Annotated in this window: 13 protein-coding genes and 2 pseudogenes; 4 read left to right on the top strand and 11 right to left on the bottom strand. The window is 71.7% G+C overall.

The window, feature by feature from the left end; all coding sequences use genetic code 11:
- The first annotated feature begins 92 nt into the window (after positions 1 to 92).
- The 4 genes from tal (at position 93) to pgl (ending at position 4,444) form a co-directional block, all read left to right on the top strand.
- A complete protein-coding gene (gene tal / locus ET495_RS03935) occupies positions 93 to 1,217 on the top strand; it encodes a transaldolase (RefSeq protein WP_129202772.1) in 1,125 nt (374 codons plus the stop codon).
- Positions 1,214 to 2,755 (top strand): glucose-6-phosphate dehydrogenase, encoded by a 1,542-nt coding sequence (gene zwf / locus ET495_RS03930; RefSeq protein ID WP_129202770.1) that lies wholly within the window; start codon positions 1,214 to 1,216, stop codon positions 2,753 to 2,755. Before tal ends, zwf begins: the two co-directional genes overlap by 4 nt.
- Complete coding sequence (locus ET495_RS03925) at positions 2,752 to 3,579, top strand: glucose-6-phosphate dehydrogenase assembly protein OpcA (protein ID WP_342770147.1); 828 nt, start codon at positions 2,752 to 2,754, stop codon at positions 3,577 to 3,579. Before zwf ends, ET495_RS03925 begins: the two co-directional genes overlap by 4 nt.
- A 118-nt stretch (positions 3,580 to 3,697) precedes the next feature.
- Positions 3,698 to 4,444, top strand: a complete 747-nt coding sequence (gene pgl, locus ET495_RS03920) for a 6-phosphogluconolactonase (protein ID WP_129202768.1) — start codon at positions 3,698 to 3,700, stop codon at positions 4,442 to 4,444.
- An 89-nt stretch (positions 4,445 to 4,533) separates the two neighbouring features.
- On the opposite strand, the gene ET495_RS03915 is transcribed toward pgl, so the two are convergent.
- The 11 genes and pseudogenes from ET495_RS03915 to uvrC all read right to left on the bottom strand — a co-directional run bounded on the left by ET495_RS03915 (position 4,534) and on the right by uvrC (position 16,500).
- Positions 4,534 to 4,839, bottom strand: coding sequence for an RNA polymerase-binding protein RbpA (locus ET495_RS03915; protein ID WP_425471194.1), 306 nt, complete (start codon positions 4,837 to 4,839; stop codon positions 4,534 to 4,536).
- Between the two features lie 122 nt (positions 4,840 to 4,961).
- The gene (gene secG / locus ET495_RS03910) at positions 4,962 to 5,204 is read right to left on the bottom strand and encodes a preprotein translocase subunit SecG (RefSeq protein ID WP_129202764.1); all 243 of its coding nucleotides are present in this window, start codon (positions 5,202 to 5,204) and stop codon (positions 4,962 to 4,964) included.
- Between the two features lie 107 nt (positions 5,205 to 5,311).
- Positions 5,312 to 6,099 (bottom strand): annotated as a pseudogene (gene tpiA / locus ET495_RS03905) (triose-phosphate isomerase).
- A gap of 5 nt (positions 6,100 to 6,104) precedes the next feature.
- Positions 6,105 to 7,325 (bottom strand): phosphoglycerate kinase, encoded by a 1,221-nt coding sequence (locus tag ET495_RS03900; protein ID WP_129202762.1) that lies wholly within the window; start codon positions 7,323 to 7,325, stop codon positions 6,105 to 6,107.
- Positions 7,326 to 7,469: 144 nt separating this feature from the next.
- Positions 7,470 to 8,474: a type I glyceraldehyde-3-phosphate dehydrogenase gene (gene gap, locus ET495_RS03895; protein ID WP_129202760.1), complete on the bottom strand. Its 1,005-nt coding sequence runs from the start codon at positions 8,472 to 8,474 to the stop codon at positions 7,470 to 7,472.
- Positions 8,475 to 8,756: 282 nt separating this feature from the next.
- Positions 8,757 to 9,737 (bottom strand): DNA-binding protein WhiA, encoded by a 981-nt coding sequence (gene whiA, locus ET495_RS03890; protein WP_129202758.1) that lies wholly within the window; start codon positions 9,735 to 9,737, stop codon positions 8,757 to 8,759.
- 70 nt (positions 9,738 to 9,807) lie between these two features.
- On the bottom strand, positions 9,808 to 10,455 hold the full coding sequence (locus ET495_RS03885; RefSeq protein WP_129202756.1) for a YgjV family protein: 648 nt from the start codon (positions 10,453 to 10,455) through the stop codon (positions 9,808 to 9,810).
- 43 nt (positions 10,456 to 10,498) lie between these two features.
- Positions 10,499 to 12,328 (bottom strand): AMP-dependent synthetase/ligase, encoded by a 1,830-nt coding sequence (locus ET495_RS03880; protein ID WP_129202754.1) that lies wholly within the window; start codon positions 12,326 to 12,328, stop codon positions 10,499 to 10,501.
- Positions 12,329 to 12,506: 178 nt separating this feature from the next.
- On the bottom strand, positions 12,507 to 13,472 hold the full coding sequence (locus ET495_RS03875; protein ID WP_129205873.1) for a gluconeogenesis factor YvcK family protein: 966 nt from the start codon (positions 13,470 to 13,472) through the stop codon (positions 12,507 to 12,509).
- Between the two features lie 51 nt (positions 13,473 to 13,523).
- Positions 13,524 to 14,462 (bottom strand): RNase adapter RapZ, encoded by a 939-nt coding sequence (gene rapZ / locus ET495_RS03870; RefSeq protein ID WP_129202752.1) that lies wholly within the window; start codon positions 14,460 to 14,462, stop codon positions 13,524 to 13,526.
- Positions 14,459 to 16,500 (bottom strand): annotated as a pseudogene (uvrC, locus tag ET495_RS03865) (excinuclease ABC subunit UvrC). The gene rapZ and the pseudogene uvrC overlap by 4 nt, the downstream one beginning before the upstream one ends.
- Positions 16,501 to 16,515: the final 15 nt, after the last annotated feature.

The following is a 16,515-nucleotide window of genomic DNA, read 5'->3' as shown; positions in this document are numbered from 1 at the left end:
CGCGGGCCGGCCTTCGCCATCATCGGAGAGACCCAGCCGGCCGCCGCCGCATCCACGGGGACCGGCTCCACGAAAGGAAGGTCCGACCCCGTATGACCCCCTCCGCCGACACCCGTCCCACCCACCGCCTCTCCGAGTCCGGCGTGTCCATCTGGCTCGACGACCTGTCCCGCGAGCGCCTGACGACGGGCAACCTCGCGCGGCTCGTCGCCGAGAAGGACGTGGTGGGTGTCACCACCAACCCGACGATCTTCGCGGCCGCCCTGAGCAAGGGCGAGGCCTACGCCGACGCGCTGGCCGCGCTGGCGGGCGCCGACGTCGAGGCCGCCGTCGAGCGGATCACCACCGACGACGTGCGCGACGCGGCCGACGTGCTGCGCCCCGTCTACGACGCGACGCGCGCCGTCGACGGCCGCGTCTCGATCGAGGTCGACCCGCGCCTGGCCCGCGACACCGAGGCGACCGTCGCCACGGCCGAGCGCCTGTGGGCGACCGTGGCCCGCCCGAACGTCATGATCAAGATCCCCGCGACCGTCGAGGGGCTGCCTGCCATCACGCGCGTGCTCGCCCAGGGCATCTCCGTGAACGTCACCCTCATCTTCTCGATCGAGCGCTATCGCGCCGTGCTGGACGCGTGGCTCGCGGGCCTGGAGCAGGCGCGGGCGAACGGGCACGACCTGGCCGCGATCGGTTCGGTCGCCTCGTTCTTCGTCTCGCGCGTCGACACCGCGGTGGACGCGGCGCTCGACGCCGTCGGCACGGACGCGGCACGCGCACTGCGCGGCAAGGCCGCGATCGCCAACGCGCGCCTGGCCTTCGCCGCCTACGAGGACGTCGTCGCGGGCGCACGCTGGCAGGCGCTGGCCGCTGCGGGCGCGCAGCCGCAGCGCCCCCTGTGGGCCTCGACCGGTGTCAAGAACCCCGACTACCGGGACACGATGTACGTCGACGAGCTCGTCGTGGCCGGCGTGGTCAACACCATGCCCGAGGCGACGCTCGACGCGTTCGCCGACCACGGGATCGTCATCGGCGACACCGTCTCCGGCACGGCCGACGACGCCGCAGCCGCCATCGCCGCCGTCGAGGCGCAGGGGATCTCGCTCGACGCCGTCACGACCCAGCTCGAGGCCGAGGGTGTCGAGAAGTTCGAGGTGAGCTGGTCGCAGCTCCTGCAGACCACGCAGGCCGGGCTCGACGCCGCAGGCAGCGCACGGTGAGACCCGCCAAGATCTCGGCGGGGCACAACCCGCTGCGCGACCCGCGCGACCTGCGCCTGCCGCGGATCGCCGGCCCGAGCGGGCTGGTGATCTTCGGCGTGACGGGTGACCTGTCCCGCAAGAAGCTCATGCCCGCCGTCTACGACCTCGCCAACCGAGGCCTGCTGCCGCCCGGCTTCGCCCTGACGGGCTTCGCACGCCGGGACTGGGCGGACGAGGACTTCGCCCAGGTGGTGCACGACGCCGTGCGCGAGCACGCACGCACCCCGTTCCGGGAGGCCACGTGGCGCCAGCTCGCCGAGGGCATCCGGTTCGTCCAGGGCGCGTTCGACGACGACGACGCGTTCGCCGCCCTCCGCTCGACCGTGGAGTCCCTCGACGCCGAGCGCGGCACGGGTGGCAACCACGCGTTCTACCTGTCGATCCCGCCCAGCGCGTTCCCGACGGTCGTCAGCCAGCTCCAGAAGCACGGCCTGTCGACGCCCCAGCAGGGTGCGTGGCGCCGCGTCGTCATCGAGAAGCCGTTCGGGCACGACCTCGCCAGCGCGCGCGAGCTCGACGCGGTCGTGTCGGAGGTGTTCGACCAGGAGTCGGTGTTCCGCATCGACCACTACCTGGGCAAGGAGACGGTGCAGAACCTTCTGGCGCTGCGCTTCGCCAACCAGATGTTCGAGCCGATCTGGAACGCCAACTACGTCGACCACGTGCAGATCACGATGGCCGAGGACATCGGCATCGGCGGCCGTGCCGGCTACTACGACGGCATCGGCGCGGCACGCGACGTCATCCAGAACCACCTGTTGCAGCTGCTCGCCCTGGTCGCGATGGAAGAGCCCGTGAACTTCGAGGCGAACGCGCTGCGCGCCGAGAAGATCAAGGCGCTGTCGTGCGTGCGGCTGCCGCGCGACCTGGGCCGGCACACCGCGCGCGGCCAGTACGCGGCGGCGTGGCAGGGCGGGGAGAAGGTCGTCGGGTTCCTCGAGGAGGAGGGGTTCAACCCCGAGTCGACGACGGAGACCTACGCCGCCGTGCGCCTCGACGTCGACAACCGCCGCTGGGCGGGAGTGCCGTTCTACCTGCGCACGGGCAAGCGGCTGGGCCGGCGCGTCACCGAGGTCGCCGTCGTCTTCAAGAAGGCGCCGCACCTGCCGTTCGAGTCGTCCCTGACCTCCGACCTGGGCAACAACGCCCTCGTCATCCGCGTGCAGCCCGACGAGGGCGTCACGCTGCGCTTCGGCGCCAAGGTGCCCGGCACCGCCATGGAGGTGCGTGACGTGACGATGGACTTCGGGTACGGGCACGCGTTCACCGAGTCCTCCCCCGAGGCGTACGAGCGCCTCATCCTCGACGTGCTGCTGGGCGACCCCCCGCTGTTCCCGACGCGTGAGGAGGTCGAGCTGTCCTGGAAGATCCTCGACCCGATCACCGCGTACTGGGCCCGGCAGGGCAAGCCCGAGCAGTACCCCGCCGGCACCTGGGGTCCCGCCTCGGCCGACGCGATGATGGCCCGCGACGGCCGTGCCTGGAGGCGTCCATGATCATCGACCTGCCCAAGACCACCACGACCGCCGTCGACAAGCGGCTGGTGAGCCTGCGCGACGAGGGCGGTGCCGTCGCGCTCGGCCGCGTGCTCACGCTCGTGGTCATCGCCGACGAGGCCGACATCGAGGCGGCCGTCGAGGCCGCGAACGACGCCAGCCGGGAGCACCCGTGCCGCGTGCTGGTGCTCGCGTCGGCCGGGCCGGTGACGGCCGAGCCTCAGCTCGACGCCCAGATCCGCGTCGGCGGCGACGCCGGGGCGTCGGAGGTGGTCGTCCTGCGCACGTCCGGCCCGCTCCAGGAGCAGCCCGACGCCGTCGTGATGCCGCTGCTTTTGCCCGACGCGCCGATCGTCGTGTGGTGGCCGCGCGAGTCGCCGCAGACCCCGGCCGAGCATCCGATCGGCCGGATCGCCCAGCGGCGCATCACCGACTCGGTGATGGCCGCGGAGCCGACGGCGATGATCCGCTCCCTCGGGATGCACTACGCGACCGGCGACACCGACCTGGCGTGGGCTCGCGTCACGCTGTGGCGCGGGCTCCTGGCCGCGGCGCTCGAGCAGCCGCCGTACGAGCCGGTCACCGGCGTCGTCATCGAGGGCGAACGCAACCACACCTCGCTCGACCTGCTGGCAGGCTGGCTCGCCGTCCGCCTGCGCTGCGCGGCGAGGATCGTCCACAAGCCCGGCGCGACGGCGATCACGCGAGTGACGCTCGAGCGCAAGGGCGGGAACATCGTGCTCGACCGACCCGACGGCCGTGTCGTGACGATCTCGCAGGCCGGCTCCCCGACAGGCGCATCGCGCTCCCGATCCGCAGGCTGAGCGAGGCGCTCATCGAGGAGCTGCGCAGACTCGACCCCGACGAGATCTACGAGGAGGCGCTCATCAAGGGCCTGCCGCTCGTGGACGCCGTCGCCGCTGCCGCCCCGGGCGGCGCCGCGTGACCCGGCGGCTCGTCGTCGTCCACCCGGACGCCGACGTGCTCGCCCAGGCCGCCGCGGCACGGCTCCTGACCCGGATCCTCGACGTGCAGTCGGTGCGCCGGCCCGTCCACGTCGTCCTGACGGGCGGCACGGTCGGGATCGCGACGCTGGCCGCCGCCGCGCAGAGCCCGCTGCTCGCGGCCGTCGACTGGTCGGGGGTCCACCTGTGGTGGGGTGACGAGCGGTTCCTCCCGTCGGGCGACCCCGACCGGAACGAGACACAGGCGCGTGCGGCTCTGGTCGACGCGCTCGAGGCGACCGCGGGCCTGCCCGCGGAGAACGTGCACCCCATCGCGGGCCCAGACGTCGCCGGCTCCCCCGCCGCGTCGGCCGCCGCCTACGCCGCCGATCTCGCCGCTCAGGCCGACGACGGGCGCGTCCCCGCCTTCGACGTGCTGCTGCTCGGGATGGGACCCGATGGGCACGTGGCTTCGCTGTTCCCTGGGCACGCTGAGCTCGCGGCCACGGGTGCGGCGGTCGGCGTTCACGGCTCGCCCAAGCCGCCGGCCGAGCGCGTGTCGCTCACGTTCGAGGCGATCAACGCCGCACGCCAGGTCTGGGTCGTGGCGGCGGGCGCGGAGAAGGCCGAGCAGGTCGCCTCAGCGCTTGCCGGTCAGCCCGTCGCCGAGGTCCCGGCGTCCGGGGTCAGGGGCACGCACCGCACGCTGTGGCTGCTGGACACCGCGTCGGCGGACGCGCCGTAGCTGCACGGGCGTGTCGCGTCGCCGGACATCCCTGTCAGCGGGCACCACAAAGGAGCCCGCGGCGACGAGGTCGCCCGACGGGCCGTCCGTCAGGCGACCTCGCCCCGGCGGCGGCGCAGCACGTTCAGCGCCTCGTCGAGGAGGGCGGCGCCCTCGGCGTCCGAGCGGCGCTCCTTCACGTACGCGAGATGCGTCTTGTAGGGCTCGTTGTGCACAGGTGGCGGAGGCGCGGACCTGTCGAGGCCCGCGGGAAGCCCGCAACGCGGGCACTCCCACTGCTCGGGAGGCTCGAAGTCGTAGCCGACCGCGAACGCCGGCTGCGTCTCGTGCCCGTTCGCGCACCAGTAGGAGATGCGGGTGCGAGGCGCAACGTCGCCCCGCTCTGTTTCACCCATCGGGCCCGCGCCTACGCGCGAGCCCCGGATCACATGACCCGTCGAAGCCATGTCAGGTCGACCTCACCTTCGAGTCGGTCCCGGCGCCAGTGCCGGGGGACGTCAGCCCGAGCGTACTCGCCTCAGCCAAGCTTCTGGATGAGTCCCAGCAGCACGATCACGATCGCCCACACGACGGCGAACGAGACGGTGATGCGGTTGAGGTTGCGCTCTGCCACCCCGGAGCTGCCGGCCCCAGCGGTGATGCCACCGCCGAACATGTCGGACAGACCCCCACCCTTGCCCTTGTGGAGCAGGATCAGGAGGGTGAGGAACCCACTGGTCAAGACCAGCAGGACCTGGAGGATGATGCGAAGGACGTCCATGGCTCCAGCCTAGGCGACGTGCGGCCCTGGAAGCGAACCCCGGTAGTCCGGGGCCGCAGATCCGGGGCCGCACGTCACCGATTGAGGGTTGAGGTGCGGAAAACGGGTCAGACGGCGTGCGACTGGAAGCGCACGATCTTTGCGAACTCCTCAGGGTCGAGGCTCGCTCCGCCCACCAGGGCTCCGTCGATGTCCGGCTTCGCCATGATCTCGGCGACGTTGGACGACTTGACGGAGCCGCCGTACAGGATGCGTGTCGCGTCCGCGACGTCCTGCGAGAACTGCTCCGCGAGCTGGCCGCGGATCGCGCCGATGACCTCCTGCGCGTCCTCGGGGTGGCGACCTCGCCGGTGCCGATGGCCCACACGGGCTCATAGGCGATGACGACCTTGGCGAGCTGCTCGTCGGTGAGGTCGGCGAGGCCGGCCTCGATCTGCGCGAGCGTGTAGGCCACGTGCTCGCCGGCCTTGCGGATGTCCAGGCCTTCCCCGACGCACACGATGGGCGACAGGCCCGCGGCAGTCAGCACGCGCACCTTGTCGTTGACCAGCGCGTCCGACTCGCCGTGGTACTCGCGGCGCTCGGAGTGGCCCACGGCGACGTACGAGACGCCGAGCTTGGCCAGCATCGTGGCCGAGATCTCGCCCGTGTAGGCGCCGTGCGGGTGCTTGGAGACGTCCTGGGCGCCGTACTTGACGTCCAGCTTGTCACCGTCGACCAGGGTCTGGACCGAGCGCAGGTCGGTGAACGGCGGCAGGACGACGACCTCGACGGCCGCGTAGTCGTGCTTGGCGTCCTTGAGCGTCCAGGCGAGCTTCTGGACGGTGGCGATGGCCTCCTGGTGGTCCAGGTTCATCTTCCAGTTGCCCGCCATGAGCGGGGTGCGGTTCGTCATGATGCTCAGCCCTCCAGAACCGCGATGCCCGGCAGCGTCTTGCCCTCGAGCAGCTCGAGGGACGCGCCACCACCGGTCGAGATGTGGCCGAAGTCCGCGGTGTCGTAGCCGAGCGTCTTGACTGCCGCCGCGGAGTCGCCACCGCCGACGATCGTGAAGGCGCCGTTGCGGCCGGCCGCGATCAGGCCGTCCATGACGGCGCGCGTGCCGCCCGCGTACTCCTCGCGCTCGAACACGCCCATGGGGCCGTTCCAGGCGATCGTCTTCGCGTCGGCCAGCTTCGCGGCGAACAGCTCGCCGGAGGCAGGGCCGATGTCCAGGCCGATCTTGTCGGCGGGGATCGCGTCGGCCGGAACGACGCCGGCGGGAGCCGGGGCGTCGAACGCGTCGGCGACGACGACGTCGATCGGAAGGACGATCTCGACACCGCGCTCGGCGGCGCGGGCGAGGTAGCTGCGGACCGTCTCGATCTGGTCCTCCTCGAGCAGCGACGTACCGACCTCGTGGCCCTGGGCCTTGAGGAAGGTGAACATCATGCCGCCGCCGATGAGCAGGCGGTCGGCCTTCTCGATGAGGTTCGAGATGACGCCCAGCTTGTCCGAGACCTTGGAACCGCCGAGGACGACGACGTAGGGCCGCTCGGGGTCGGTCGTCGCCTTGGACAGCGAGTCGACCTCCTTGAAGACCAGCGTGCCCGCCGCGGCAGGCAGGATCTGCGCGATGTCGTACACCGAGGCCTGCTTGCGGTGGACGACGCCGAAGCCGTCCGACACGTACACGTCGGCGAGCTGTGCGAGCTCGGCCGCCTCGGCCTGACGCTCGGCGTCGACCTTCGACGTCTCGCGCGGGTCCATGCGGACGTTCTCGAGCAGGGCGACCTCGCCCGGCTGGAGCGCGGCGACCGTCTCCTGGGCCGACGGGCCGGTCAGGTCCTTGGCGAGCGGCACGGGCTTGCCGAGCAGCTCCGACAGGCGCGCGGCGACCGGCGCCAGCGTGAAGTTCTCGTCGAAGGTGAACTCGCCGACGGGCTTCGGGCGGCCGAGGTGGGCCATGACGATGACGGCCGCGCCGGCGTCGAGCAGGGCGTTGATCGTCGGCAGGGCCGCGACGATGCGAGCGTCGTCGGTGATCGTCTTCGTGCCGTCCTTGGACAGCGGCACGTTGAAGTCGGCACGGACGAGGACCTTCTTGCCCGTGAGGTCGCCGAGGGAGGCGATGGTCTTCACAAGTGCTCCTGATGGTCGAGTGTGAGGGTGGTCAGGGGTGCGGAACGGCGAAGGCCGCGTGCGGTGCCGACGGGCTCGACCACCAAGGTCGAGCTGGTCGGCGCCACGCACGCGGCCTTCGGTTCACGCTGGGTTACGCGAGAGTCAGAGCTTCTCGCCCACGAGCTGGGTCAGCGCGACGAGCGAGTTGGAGTAGCCCCACTCGTTGTCGTACCAGGAGACGACCTTGACCTGGTTGCCGATGACCTTGGTCAGCTTGGCGTCGAAGATCGACTGGTGCGGGTCGGTGACGATGTCCGACGAGACGATGTCGTCCTCGACGTAGGCCAGGACGCCCTTGAGCGGGCCCTCGGCGGCGGCCTTGACGGCAGCGTTGACGGACTCGACGGTGACCTCGGTGCCGGCCTCGAAGGTGAGGTCGGTGGCCGAGCCGGTGATCGTCGGCACGCGCATCGCGAAGCCGTCGAGCTTGCCCTTGAGCTCGGGGAGCACGAGGGCGACGGCCTTGGCGGCACCCGTCGAGGTCGGCACGATGTTCTGCGCGGCGGCGCGGGCGCGGCGCAGGTCGCGGTGCGGCCCGTCCTGCAGGTTCTGGTCGCCGGTGTAGGCGTGGATCGTGGTCATGAGGCCACGCTCGATGCCGATGGCGTCGTTGAGCGCCTTCGCCAGCGGGGCGAGGCAGTTCGTGGTGCACGACGCGTTCGAGATGATGTGGTGAGCGGCCGGGTCGTACTGGTCGCTGTTCACGCCCATGACGAACGTGGCGTCCTCGTTCTTCGCCGGAGCGGAGATGATGACCTTCTTGGCGCCGGCCTCGATGTGGGCCTTGGCCTTGGTGGCGTCCGTGAAGAAGCCGGTCGACTCGATGACGATGTCGGCGCCGAGCTCGGCCCACGGCAGCTTCGCGGGGTCGCGCTCCTCGAGGGCACGGATCTTCTTGCCGTCGACGATGATGTTCTCGTCGTCGAAGTCCACCGTCTGGCCGAGACGGCCCAGGACCGTGTCGTACTTCAGCAGGTGGGCCAGCGTCTTGTTGTCGGTGAGGTCGTTGACGCCCACGATCTCGATGTCCGCACCCGACTCGACGATGGCGCGGTAGAAGTTCCGTCCGATACGACCGAAGCCGTTGATCCCGACGCGGATGGTCACAATGCCCTCCTCAGGGGCGCGCCGGGCCGTCCCGACGCACACGTAGATGCCTGGCTGCGCGCGGAAAGCGCGCTGGTGACTTCGCGGACCTCTCCCCTCGGCAGCAGACTCTAGGGGCCCGCGATTCCCGTGGGGAAGGTCACGTCGTCGTCACCTGACGCGGACGAGCCTATACCGGCCGGAGGGTTCTCGCGGCTCGTGGGAGCCTGGGTGGCGCAGGTGGTCGGACCACGCGGCGTCACCTGCGTCACACCCCGGCCCGTCCACCGGTCCCCGTGCAGGTCACAGGTCCAGAAGGTCGAGACTCAGGTCGGCCTCGGTGTCCGGGATCCCGAGGTCCATTGCACGTTTGTCCGCCGTCGAGAGCAGCCGGCGGATGCGCCCGGCGACGGCGTCCTTCGACAGCGGCGGGTCGGCGAGCTGCCCGAGCTCCTCGAGCGAGGCCTGCTTGTTGGCCAGGCGCAGCTCTCCCGCTTCGCGCAGGTGGTCCGGCACCTCGTCGCCGAGGATCTCGAACGCGCGCTGCACACGCGCGCCCGCGGCGACGGCAGCCCGCGCCGAGCGGCGCAGGTTCGCGTCGTCGAAGTTCGCCAAGCGGTTGGCGGTCCCGCGCACCTCGCGCCGCGCGCGCCGCTCCTCCCACACCATGAGCGTCGACGTGGCGCCCATGCGCCGCAGCATCTCGCCGATCGCCTCTCCGTCGCGGACGACGACGCGGTCCACGTTGCGCACCTCACGCGACTTGCCCTGCACACCGAGCCGGCGGGCAGCCCCCACGAGGGCCAGCGCCGCCTCCGGACCGGGGCACGTGATCTCCAGGGCCATCGACCGGCCCGGCTCGGTGAGCGAACCGTGCGCGAGGAACGCGCCACGCCACACCGCCTCGGCCTCGCTCACGCCGGCCGACACGACGTCGGGAGCGAGCCCGCGCACCGGCCGGCCCCGCTGGTCGAGAAGGCCGGTCTGCCTGGCGAGCGACTCGCCCTCACGCACCACGCGCACCACATACCGGTTGTTCTTCCGCAGACCCCCGGCCTGGACGACGATGAGGTCGCTCTGGTGGCCGTAGAGCTCGGCGATCGCGACGCGCAGACGCGTCGCCACCGACTCGGTGTCGAGCTCCGCCTCGACCACCACGCGACCGGAGATGATGTGCAGCCCCCCGGAGAACCGCAGCATCGCCGACACCTCGGCCTTGCGGCTCGAAGTGCGGGTCACGCGCAACCGGGCGAGCTCTTCCTTGACCTGTGCCGTGAGCGCCATGGCCGTCATCCTGCCACGGCGTGTCGCGCCGGTTCCCCACCGGCGTGTCGCGGAACGCTCGGTCGGCGCATCAGGCCGCCACGGGCGTGCCGAGCGCCAGCGCCTTCGGCGGGACGGCCGCCAGCCGCGCGCGTTCCCGGCGTCTACGGCTCAGGAGCACGAAGAACACCGCGATCGCGACGAGGTTGTTCAGCTCGATGACGATGCCCACGGGGTTGAACGTGTCCAGCGGCGTGTTGAGCAGCAGCACCGCCACCGCGTACACGGTCGCGAAGACGCGCACCAGGTACACACCTGGCAGGTACTGCCCGACGACGAACAGCACGACGGCGAGCAGCAGCAGCACCTGCAGCGGCCGCGTCTCGGGACGCGCGCCGGGAATGGCGACGGCGGCCGAGACGAACGCGATCGCGAGCGTCGTGTACATGACCCGGCGCGCGAGCATGCGCCGCCACGGCGAGTCCACGCCCAGCGCCCACCAGAACACGATCCCGCGCAGCGTCGAGAACACCGCCACGAGGATCACGGGGACCTGCGCCCCCATCGTCAGGAACATCGCCAGCCAGAACGCGCTGCCGATGGTGAACCGCAAGAAGTACTTGCGCTGGTCCTCCATCTGGTAAGACCAGAAGTTGAAGACGAGCGTCAGCAGACCGAACGCCTGCGCGAGGACGAAACGCTCCAGGCCGACGTCGATCGGCATTCCCAGAAGCTCCATGAGTGATCTCCCTGTCCGGGTCGTGGTGTCGGGCGTGACGCGCTCAGCGCGTCAGCGCCGCCTGCCGGTCACGGCCCGCGGCATAGAGCCGGTCGACGTCGTCGGCGAAGTCCGCCAGGACGAGCGCACGCTTGACCTTCATCGACGGCGTCAGATAGCCGTTCTCGATCGTGAAGTCACCCGGCAGCACCGTGAACTTGCGGATCGACTCGGCCTTGGAGACCGCCTCGTTCGCGCGCGCGACCGCCTTGTCGAGCGAGGCGATGACGTCGGGGTCGGCGAGCGCCTGCTCGACCGTGACCCGAGGCTTGCCGTGCATCGTCAGCCAGCCCGCGAGGCCGTCGGGGTCGATCGTCAGGAGCGCGCCGATGAACGGACGGTTGTCGCCGACGACGACGCACTGGCTGACCAGGGCGTGCGCCCGCACACGGTCCTCGAGCACGGCCGGGGCGACGTTCTTGCCGCCCGCGGTGATGATCAACTCCTTCTTGCGGCCCGTGATCCGCAGGTAGCCGTCGTCGAGGACGCCGAGATCACCCGTGCGGAACCACTCGCCGTCGAACGCCTCGGCCGTCGCCTGCGGGTTGCCGTGGTAGCCGCGGAAGACGTGCGGACCCTTCAGGAGGATCTCGCCGTCGTCCGCGATACGGGCCGAGCAGCCGGGCATCATCGGGCCGACGCTGCCGATCCGGGTGCGGCCCGGACGGTTGACCGACGTCGGCGCCGTCGTCTCCGTCAGGCCGTAGCCCTCCAGGATGTTCAGGCCCACGCCCCGGAAGAAGTGACCCAGCCGCTCCCCCAGGGGTCCGCCGCCCGAGACGGCGTGCGTCACCTTGCCACCCAGGGTGTCGCGCAGCTTGGAGTAGACCAGCCCGTCGGCGAACACGTGCTGGAACCGCAGCCACAGCGACGGGCCGCGCGGCGTGTCCAGCGCCCGCGAGTACGCGATCGCCACCGCCGTCGCCCAGTTGAAGTACCCGCGCGCCTTCTCCGCCGCCGACGACTGCTCGGCGGCGTTGTACACCTTCTCGAACACGCGCGGGACGCCCAGCACGTACGTCGGGCGGAACGCGCGCAGGTCGAGCGTCAGCGTCTTGATGTCGGGTGAGTGCCCCAGGACGCTGCCCCCCGCGACCGCCACGACCTCGATGAATCGCGCGAACACGTGCGCCAGCGGGAGGAACAGCATGGTGCGGCCCTGGCCGTTGAACACCTCCGGCACGTCGGCCACCGTGTTGAGCGCCAGCGTCGCGAAGTTGCCGTGCGTGAGCTCGGCGCCCTTCGGGCGGCCCGTGGTGCCCGACGTGTAGATGATCGTCGCCAGGTCGTCGAGGGTCGCCAGCCGACGACGGCGCTCGATCTCGGCATCGGCGACGCCGGCCCCCGCGGTGGTCAGCACCTCGACCGCCCCGCTCCCCGCAGGGCCGTCGAGCACGAGCACCTCGCGGCACATCGGCGCGCCGTCGCGTGCCTCGGCCACGGTCGCGGCGTTCGCGGCCGTCTCGACCACGAGCAGCGAGACGCCCGAGTTCGACAGGATCCAGCGCACCTGCTCGGCGCTCGACGTCTCGTAGATCGGGACCGGCACCGCGCCCGCGGCCCACGCGGCGAAGTCGAGCAGCGTCCACTCGTAGCGCGTGCGGGACATGATGCCGACCGTGTCGCCCGGCTCGACGCCCAGGGCGACCAGTCCCTTGGCGACGGCAACCACCTTGTCGTTGAACTCGGCCACCGTGACCGGTTCCCATGCCCGGTCGCGGCGCACCTCGGCGAGCACCGCGCCGGGCTCGGCACGCAGGCGTTCACGGAGGATCGCGTCGATGTTCGCCGTCGGCGGGAGGGCGATCCGCAGCGGGGTCGTGCTCTCGATCATGGGCGTTCCTTGGGCAGCGTTCAGCGGGGGGACGCCACGAAGTCTCACAGGCGCGGGGCGGCGCGGTCACGCCCGAGGGCCATGGGCTGGCGCGCTTGGAGACTTCCGCAGTTTCCGCGCGTGTTCGATGTGTTCGACCGCTACGCCATCCGCCTCCCGGATGAGGTGGGCGGTGCGGTCACGGCCCGCCGACGTCGCCCAGCACGCCGTCGAACACGTCACGGTAGGCCGCCGCGAGCCGCAACGCGTCGTGCCGTGCGGTGCCGTCGCCGAGCGCGACCTGCCGCATCACCAGCCGCGCACCGAGGGCAGCGGACGCACGCTCGGCAGCAGCGACGTCCTCGACCGCGGACGGGTCCGCCAGCACGACGTCGATCCGCAGGTCGGGCGCATGCCGGTGCAGCACCTCAAGGTGGTCGACCGCCGTCAGACCCGAGGTCTCGGCATCGGGCGACAGGTTGAGCGTCACGCAACGCCGGGCCTTCGTGCTCAGCAGGGCGTCGCACAGGCGCGGCACGAGCAGGTGCACGAGCACCGACGAGTACCAGGAGCCGGGGCCGAGAACGACCCAGTCGGCCGCGTGCACGGCCGCGACGGCCTCCTCGCACGCCGGCGGGTCCGCGGGATGCAGGCGCAGGTGGTCGATGCGCCCGTGCGCCGTCGCGACGTTGACCTGCCCGTCGACGGTGCGCAGCGTGCCGTCGTCGCCGACCACGTCGGCCTCGACGACGAGCGGCACCGACGCCATCGGAAGCACGCGCCCGCGAGCGCCGAGCAGGCGGCCCACCCAGTCGAGCCCCGTGACGGTGTCGCCCAGCAGCTCCCAGAGCGCGGTGATGAGCAGGTTGCCGACCGCGTGCTGGTCGAGCGGGCCGTCCGTGCGGAACCGGTGCTGGAGCACGGCGGACCAGGTGCGACCCCAGTCGGAGTCGTCCGTGAGCGCGGCCAGCGCCATGCGCAGGTCCCCGGGCGGAAGAACGCCGAGCTCCTCGCGCAACCGGCCCGAGGAACCGCCGTCGTCGGCCACCGTGACCACGGCGGTCAGGCGCTCCGACACGTGGCGCAGCGCGCGCAGGCTCGCGGACAGGCCGTGGCCGCCGCCGAGTGCGACGACCTGCGGGCCGCGCGGGGTCCCGGACCGGATCCCGGAGACGCGCAGGGAGGGGGCCGGCTTGCCGGAGGGGAACGTCACGGGCTACTCCTTGCCCAGGTCGCGGGCGGTGACGGTGACGCGCAGACCCTGGGCGCGCAGCCGAGCGGCGATCTCCTCGGCGATCGCGACCGAACGGTGCTTGCCGCCCGTGCACCCGACGGCGAGGGTCGCGTACCGCTTCTCCTCGTGCAGGTAGCCGGCCAGCACGGGCTCCAGCGCGCTGACGTAGCGATCGACGAACTGGCGGGCTCCCGGGCGGGTGAGCACGAAGTCGCGCACGGCGGCGTCGCGGCCCGTGAGATGACGCAGTTCGGTGATCCAGTACGGGTTGGCCAGGAAGCGGACGTCGACGACGTGGTCGGCGTCCAGCGGCAGGCCGTACTTGAAGCCGAACGCGACCACGTTGACGCGCAGCACCTCGGGTGCCCCGTCGCCGACGGCCGCGCGCACCTCGCGTGCCAGGTCGTGCACCGACAGCGTCGTGGTGTCGATGACGGTGTCGGCGCGCTCGACGAGCGAGGCGAGGGCGCGGCGCTCCTCGGCGATGCCGTCGAGGATGCGCCCGTCGGCCTGGAGCGGGTGCGGCCGCCGCACCGCCTCGAACCTCCGCACGAGCTCCTCGTCCGAGGCGTCCAGGTACAGGATCCGGTACTGCACTCCCGCGTCGCGCAGGTGCCCCAGGGACTCCGCCAGCTCGGCGAAGTACTGCCGGCCGCGCACGTCGACGACGACGGCGAGCCGCTCGACGGCCGAGCCCGCCCGCGTCATGAGGTCGACGAGCGGGATGATCATCATCGGTGGCAGGTTGTCGACCACGAACCAGTCGAGGTCCTCGAGCACGCTCGCGGCACGGGTTCGCCCCGCACCGGACATCCCCGTGATGACGAGAACCTCGGGCTCCTGCCGCTCGGGCGGGTGCGCGGCGGCCTCGACCGCGGGAACCCCGTGCGGGACCGTGGGCGGGTTGGTCGGCTCCGTCATGCGCCCAGCATGCCAGCCGTCTCGCCGTGCGACCCCTCCCGCGCGGCCGCGGCGTCGTCCGGCACCGTCGTGTCGTCCGGCGCGGCGGCGGCGTCCGGCGCCGGGTGGAGCGCGGCGACCACCGCCTCTGCGGTGGCCGTCCCCATGCCGCGGACGCTGGCGATCTCCTCGACGCTCGCCGCGCGCAGGCGCTTGACCGAGCCGAAGTGCGTCAGCAGTGCCTTCTGCCGCGCCGGACCCAGGCCCGCGACGCCGTCGAGCACCGAGGCGGTCATGCCCTTCGAGCGGCGCTTGCGGTGCTGGGTGATCGCGAAGCGGTGCGCCTCGTCGCGGACGCGCTGCAGCAGGTACAACCCCTCCGACGAGCGTTCGAGGATGACGGGGTACTCCTCCCCCGGCACCCAGACCTCCTCCAGCCGTTTCGCCAGCCCGCACAGGGCGACGTCGGTCACTCCGAGCTCATCGAGGGCACGCTGTGCGGCGGCGACCTGGGGTGGTCCGCCGTCGACGACGACCAGGTGCGGCGGGTAGGCGAAGCGCTGCTTGCCGCCGCCCGGCTCTTCGACCTCCGCGTCGACCTCGCCCGACTCGAGCTCCAGCTCCAGCTCGCTCGACCGCGCCCGGTCGGCGAGGTAACGGCGGAACCGCCGCGTGATGACCTCGTGCATCGCGGCGGTGTCGTCCCGTGCGCCCTCGCCCTCGGGCCCGCGCACGCTGAACGACCGGTACTCGCTCTTGCGTGCCAGCCCGTCCTCGAACACCACCATCGACGCCGACTGGTAGGTGCCCTGGGTGTGCGACACGTCGTAGCACTCGATGCGCAGCGGGGCGCTGTCGAGGTCGAGCGCCTCCTGCAGCTCGCGCAGCGCCTGGCTGCGCGTCGTCAGGTCGCCGGCGCGGCGCGTGCGATGCAAGGCGAGCGCATGCTCGGCGTTGGCGCGCACGGTCTCGGCGAGCTCGCGCTTGTCGCCCCGCTGCGGGACGCGCACCTCGACCTTGGCGCCGCGCAGGCCCGTGAGCCAGGCCGTGACCTGCCGCGGGTCGGGCGGAAGCACCGGGACCAGCACCTCGCGCGGCACGCCCGCGGCCCCGCCGTCGTCGACCGTGTCGCCGTAGACCTGCTGGAGCAGGTGCTCGACCAGCTCGGCGTCCGTGACGTCCTCGACCTTCTCGACCACCCAGCCGCGCTGCCCGCGGATGCGGCCCCTCGCACGTGGAAGACCTGGACGGCCGCCTCGAGCTCGTCGCCGGCGAGCGCGAACACGTCGGCGTCGGTCGCGTCCCCCAGGACGACGGCGTTCTTCTCCAGCGCTCGCTGCAGCGCCTGAATGTCGTCGCGCAGCCGCGCCGCCTGCTCGTACTCCAGGCTCGCGGCCGCCTCCCGCATGCGCTTCTCCAGCCGTCGCACGAAGCGCTGGGTGTCGCCGGCCATGAAGTCGCAGAAGTCCTGCGCGAGCTGGTGGTGGTCCTCGGGGCTGATACGGCCCACGCACGGCGCCGAGCACTTGTCGATGTAGCCGAGCAGGCAGGGGCGCCCGGCCTGACCGGCACGCTTGAACACCCCGGCCGAGCACGTGCGGATCGGGAAGACCCGCAGCAGCAGGTCGAGCGTCTCGCGGATCGCCCACGCATGGCCGTACGGCCCGAAGTACCGCGTCCCGGAGCGTTTAGCCCCGCGCATCACCTGGGCACGCGGGAACGGCTCGCCCATCGTCACCGCGAGATACGGGTACGACTTGTCGTCGCGGTACTTGACGTTGAACCGCGGGTCGAACTGCTTGATCCACGAGTACTCGAGGGCGAGCGCCTCGACCTCCGTGCCCACGACGGTCCACTCGACGGACGCCGCCGTGGTGACCATCGTCTGGGTGCGCGGGTGGAGGTTCGCGATGTCCTGGAAGTAGCTCGACAGTCGCGGGCGCAGGCTCTTGGCCTTGCCGACGTAGATGACCCGGCCGTGCGGGTCCCGGAACCGGTACACCCCCGGCGACGTCGGGATCTCCCCCGGCGCCGGGCGGTAGGTGGCGGGATCGGGCATACGGCCACCTTATGA

Source organism: Xylanimonas allomyrinae, from assembly GCF_004135345.1.
In the GTDB taxonomy this organism is placed as follows: domain Bacteria; phylum Actinomycetota; class Actinomycetes; order Actinomycetales; family Cellulomonadaceae; genus Xylanimonas; species Xylanimonas allomyrinae.
Note: the sequence above shows the minus strand (reverse complement) of the source record. Positions and strands in the feature narration are given on the sequence as shown.

What these genes read in the sequence shown, in the direction of transcription:
- tal (WP_129202772.1), top strand. Translation starts at nt 93, where the DNA reads ATGACCCCCTCCGCCGACACCCGTCCCACCCACCGCCTCTCCGAGTCC.
- ET495_RS03925 (WP_342770147.1), top strand. Translation starts at nt 2,752, where the DNA reads ATGATCATCGACCTGCCCAAGACCACCACGACCGCCGTCGACAAGCGG.
- ET495_RS03915 (WP_425471194.1), bottom strand. Translation starts at nt 4,839, where the DNA reads ATGGGTGAAACAGAGCGGGGCGACGTTGCGCCTCGCACCCGCATCTCC.
- secG (WP_129202764.1), bottom strand. Translation starts at nt 5,204, where the DNA reads ATGGACGTCCTTCGCATCATCCTCCAGGTCCTGCTGGTCTTGACCAGT.
- whiA (WP_129202758.1), bottom strand. Translation starts at nt 9,737, where the DNA reads ATGGCGCTCACGGCACAGGTCAAGGAAGAGCTCGCCCGGTTGCGCGTG.
- ET495_RS03885 (WP_129202756.1), bottom strand. Translation starts at nt 10,455, where the DNA reads ATGGAGCTTCTGGGAATGCCGATCGACGTCGGCCTGGAGCGTTTCGTC.
- ET495_RS03880 (WP_129202754.1), bottom strand. Translation starts at nt 12,328, where the DNA reads ATGATCGAGAGCACGACCCCGCTGCGGATCGCCCTCCCGCCGACGGCG.
- rapZ (WP_129202752.1), bottom strand. Translation starts at nt 14,462, where the DNA reads ATGACGGAGCCGACCAACCCGCCCACGGTCCCGCACGGGGTTCCCGCG.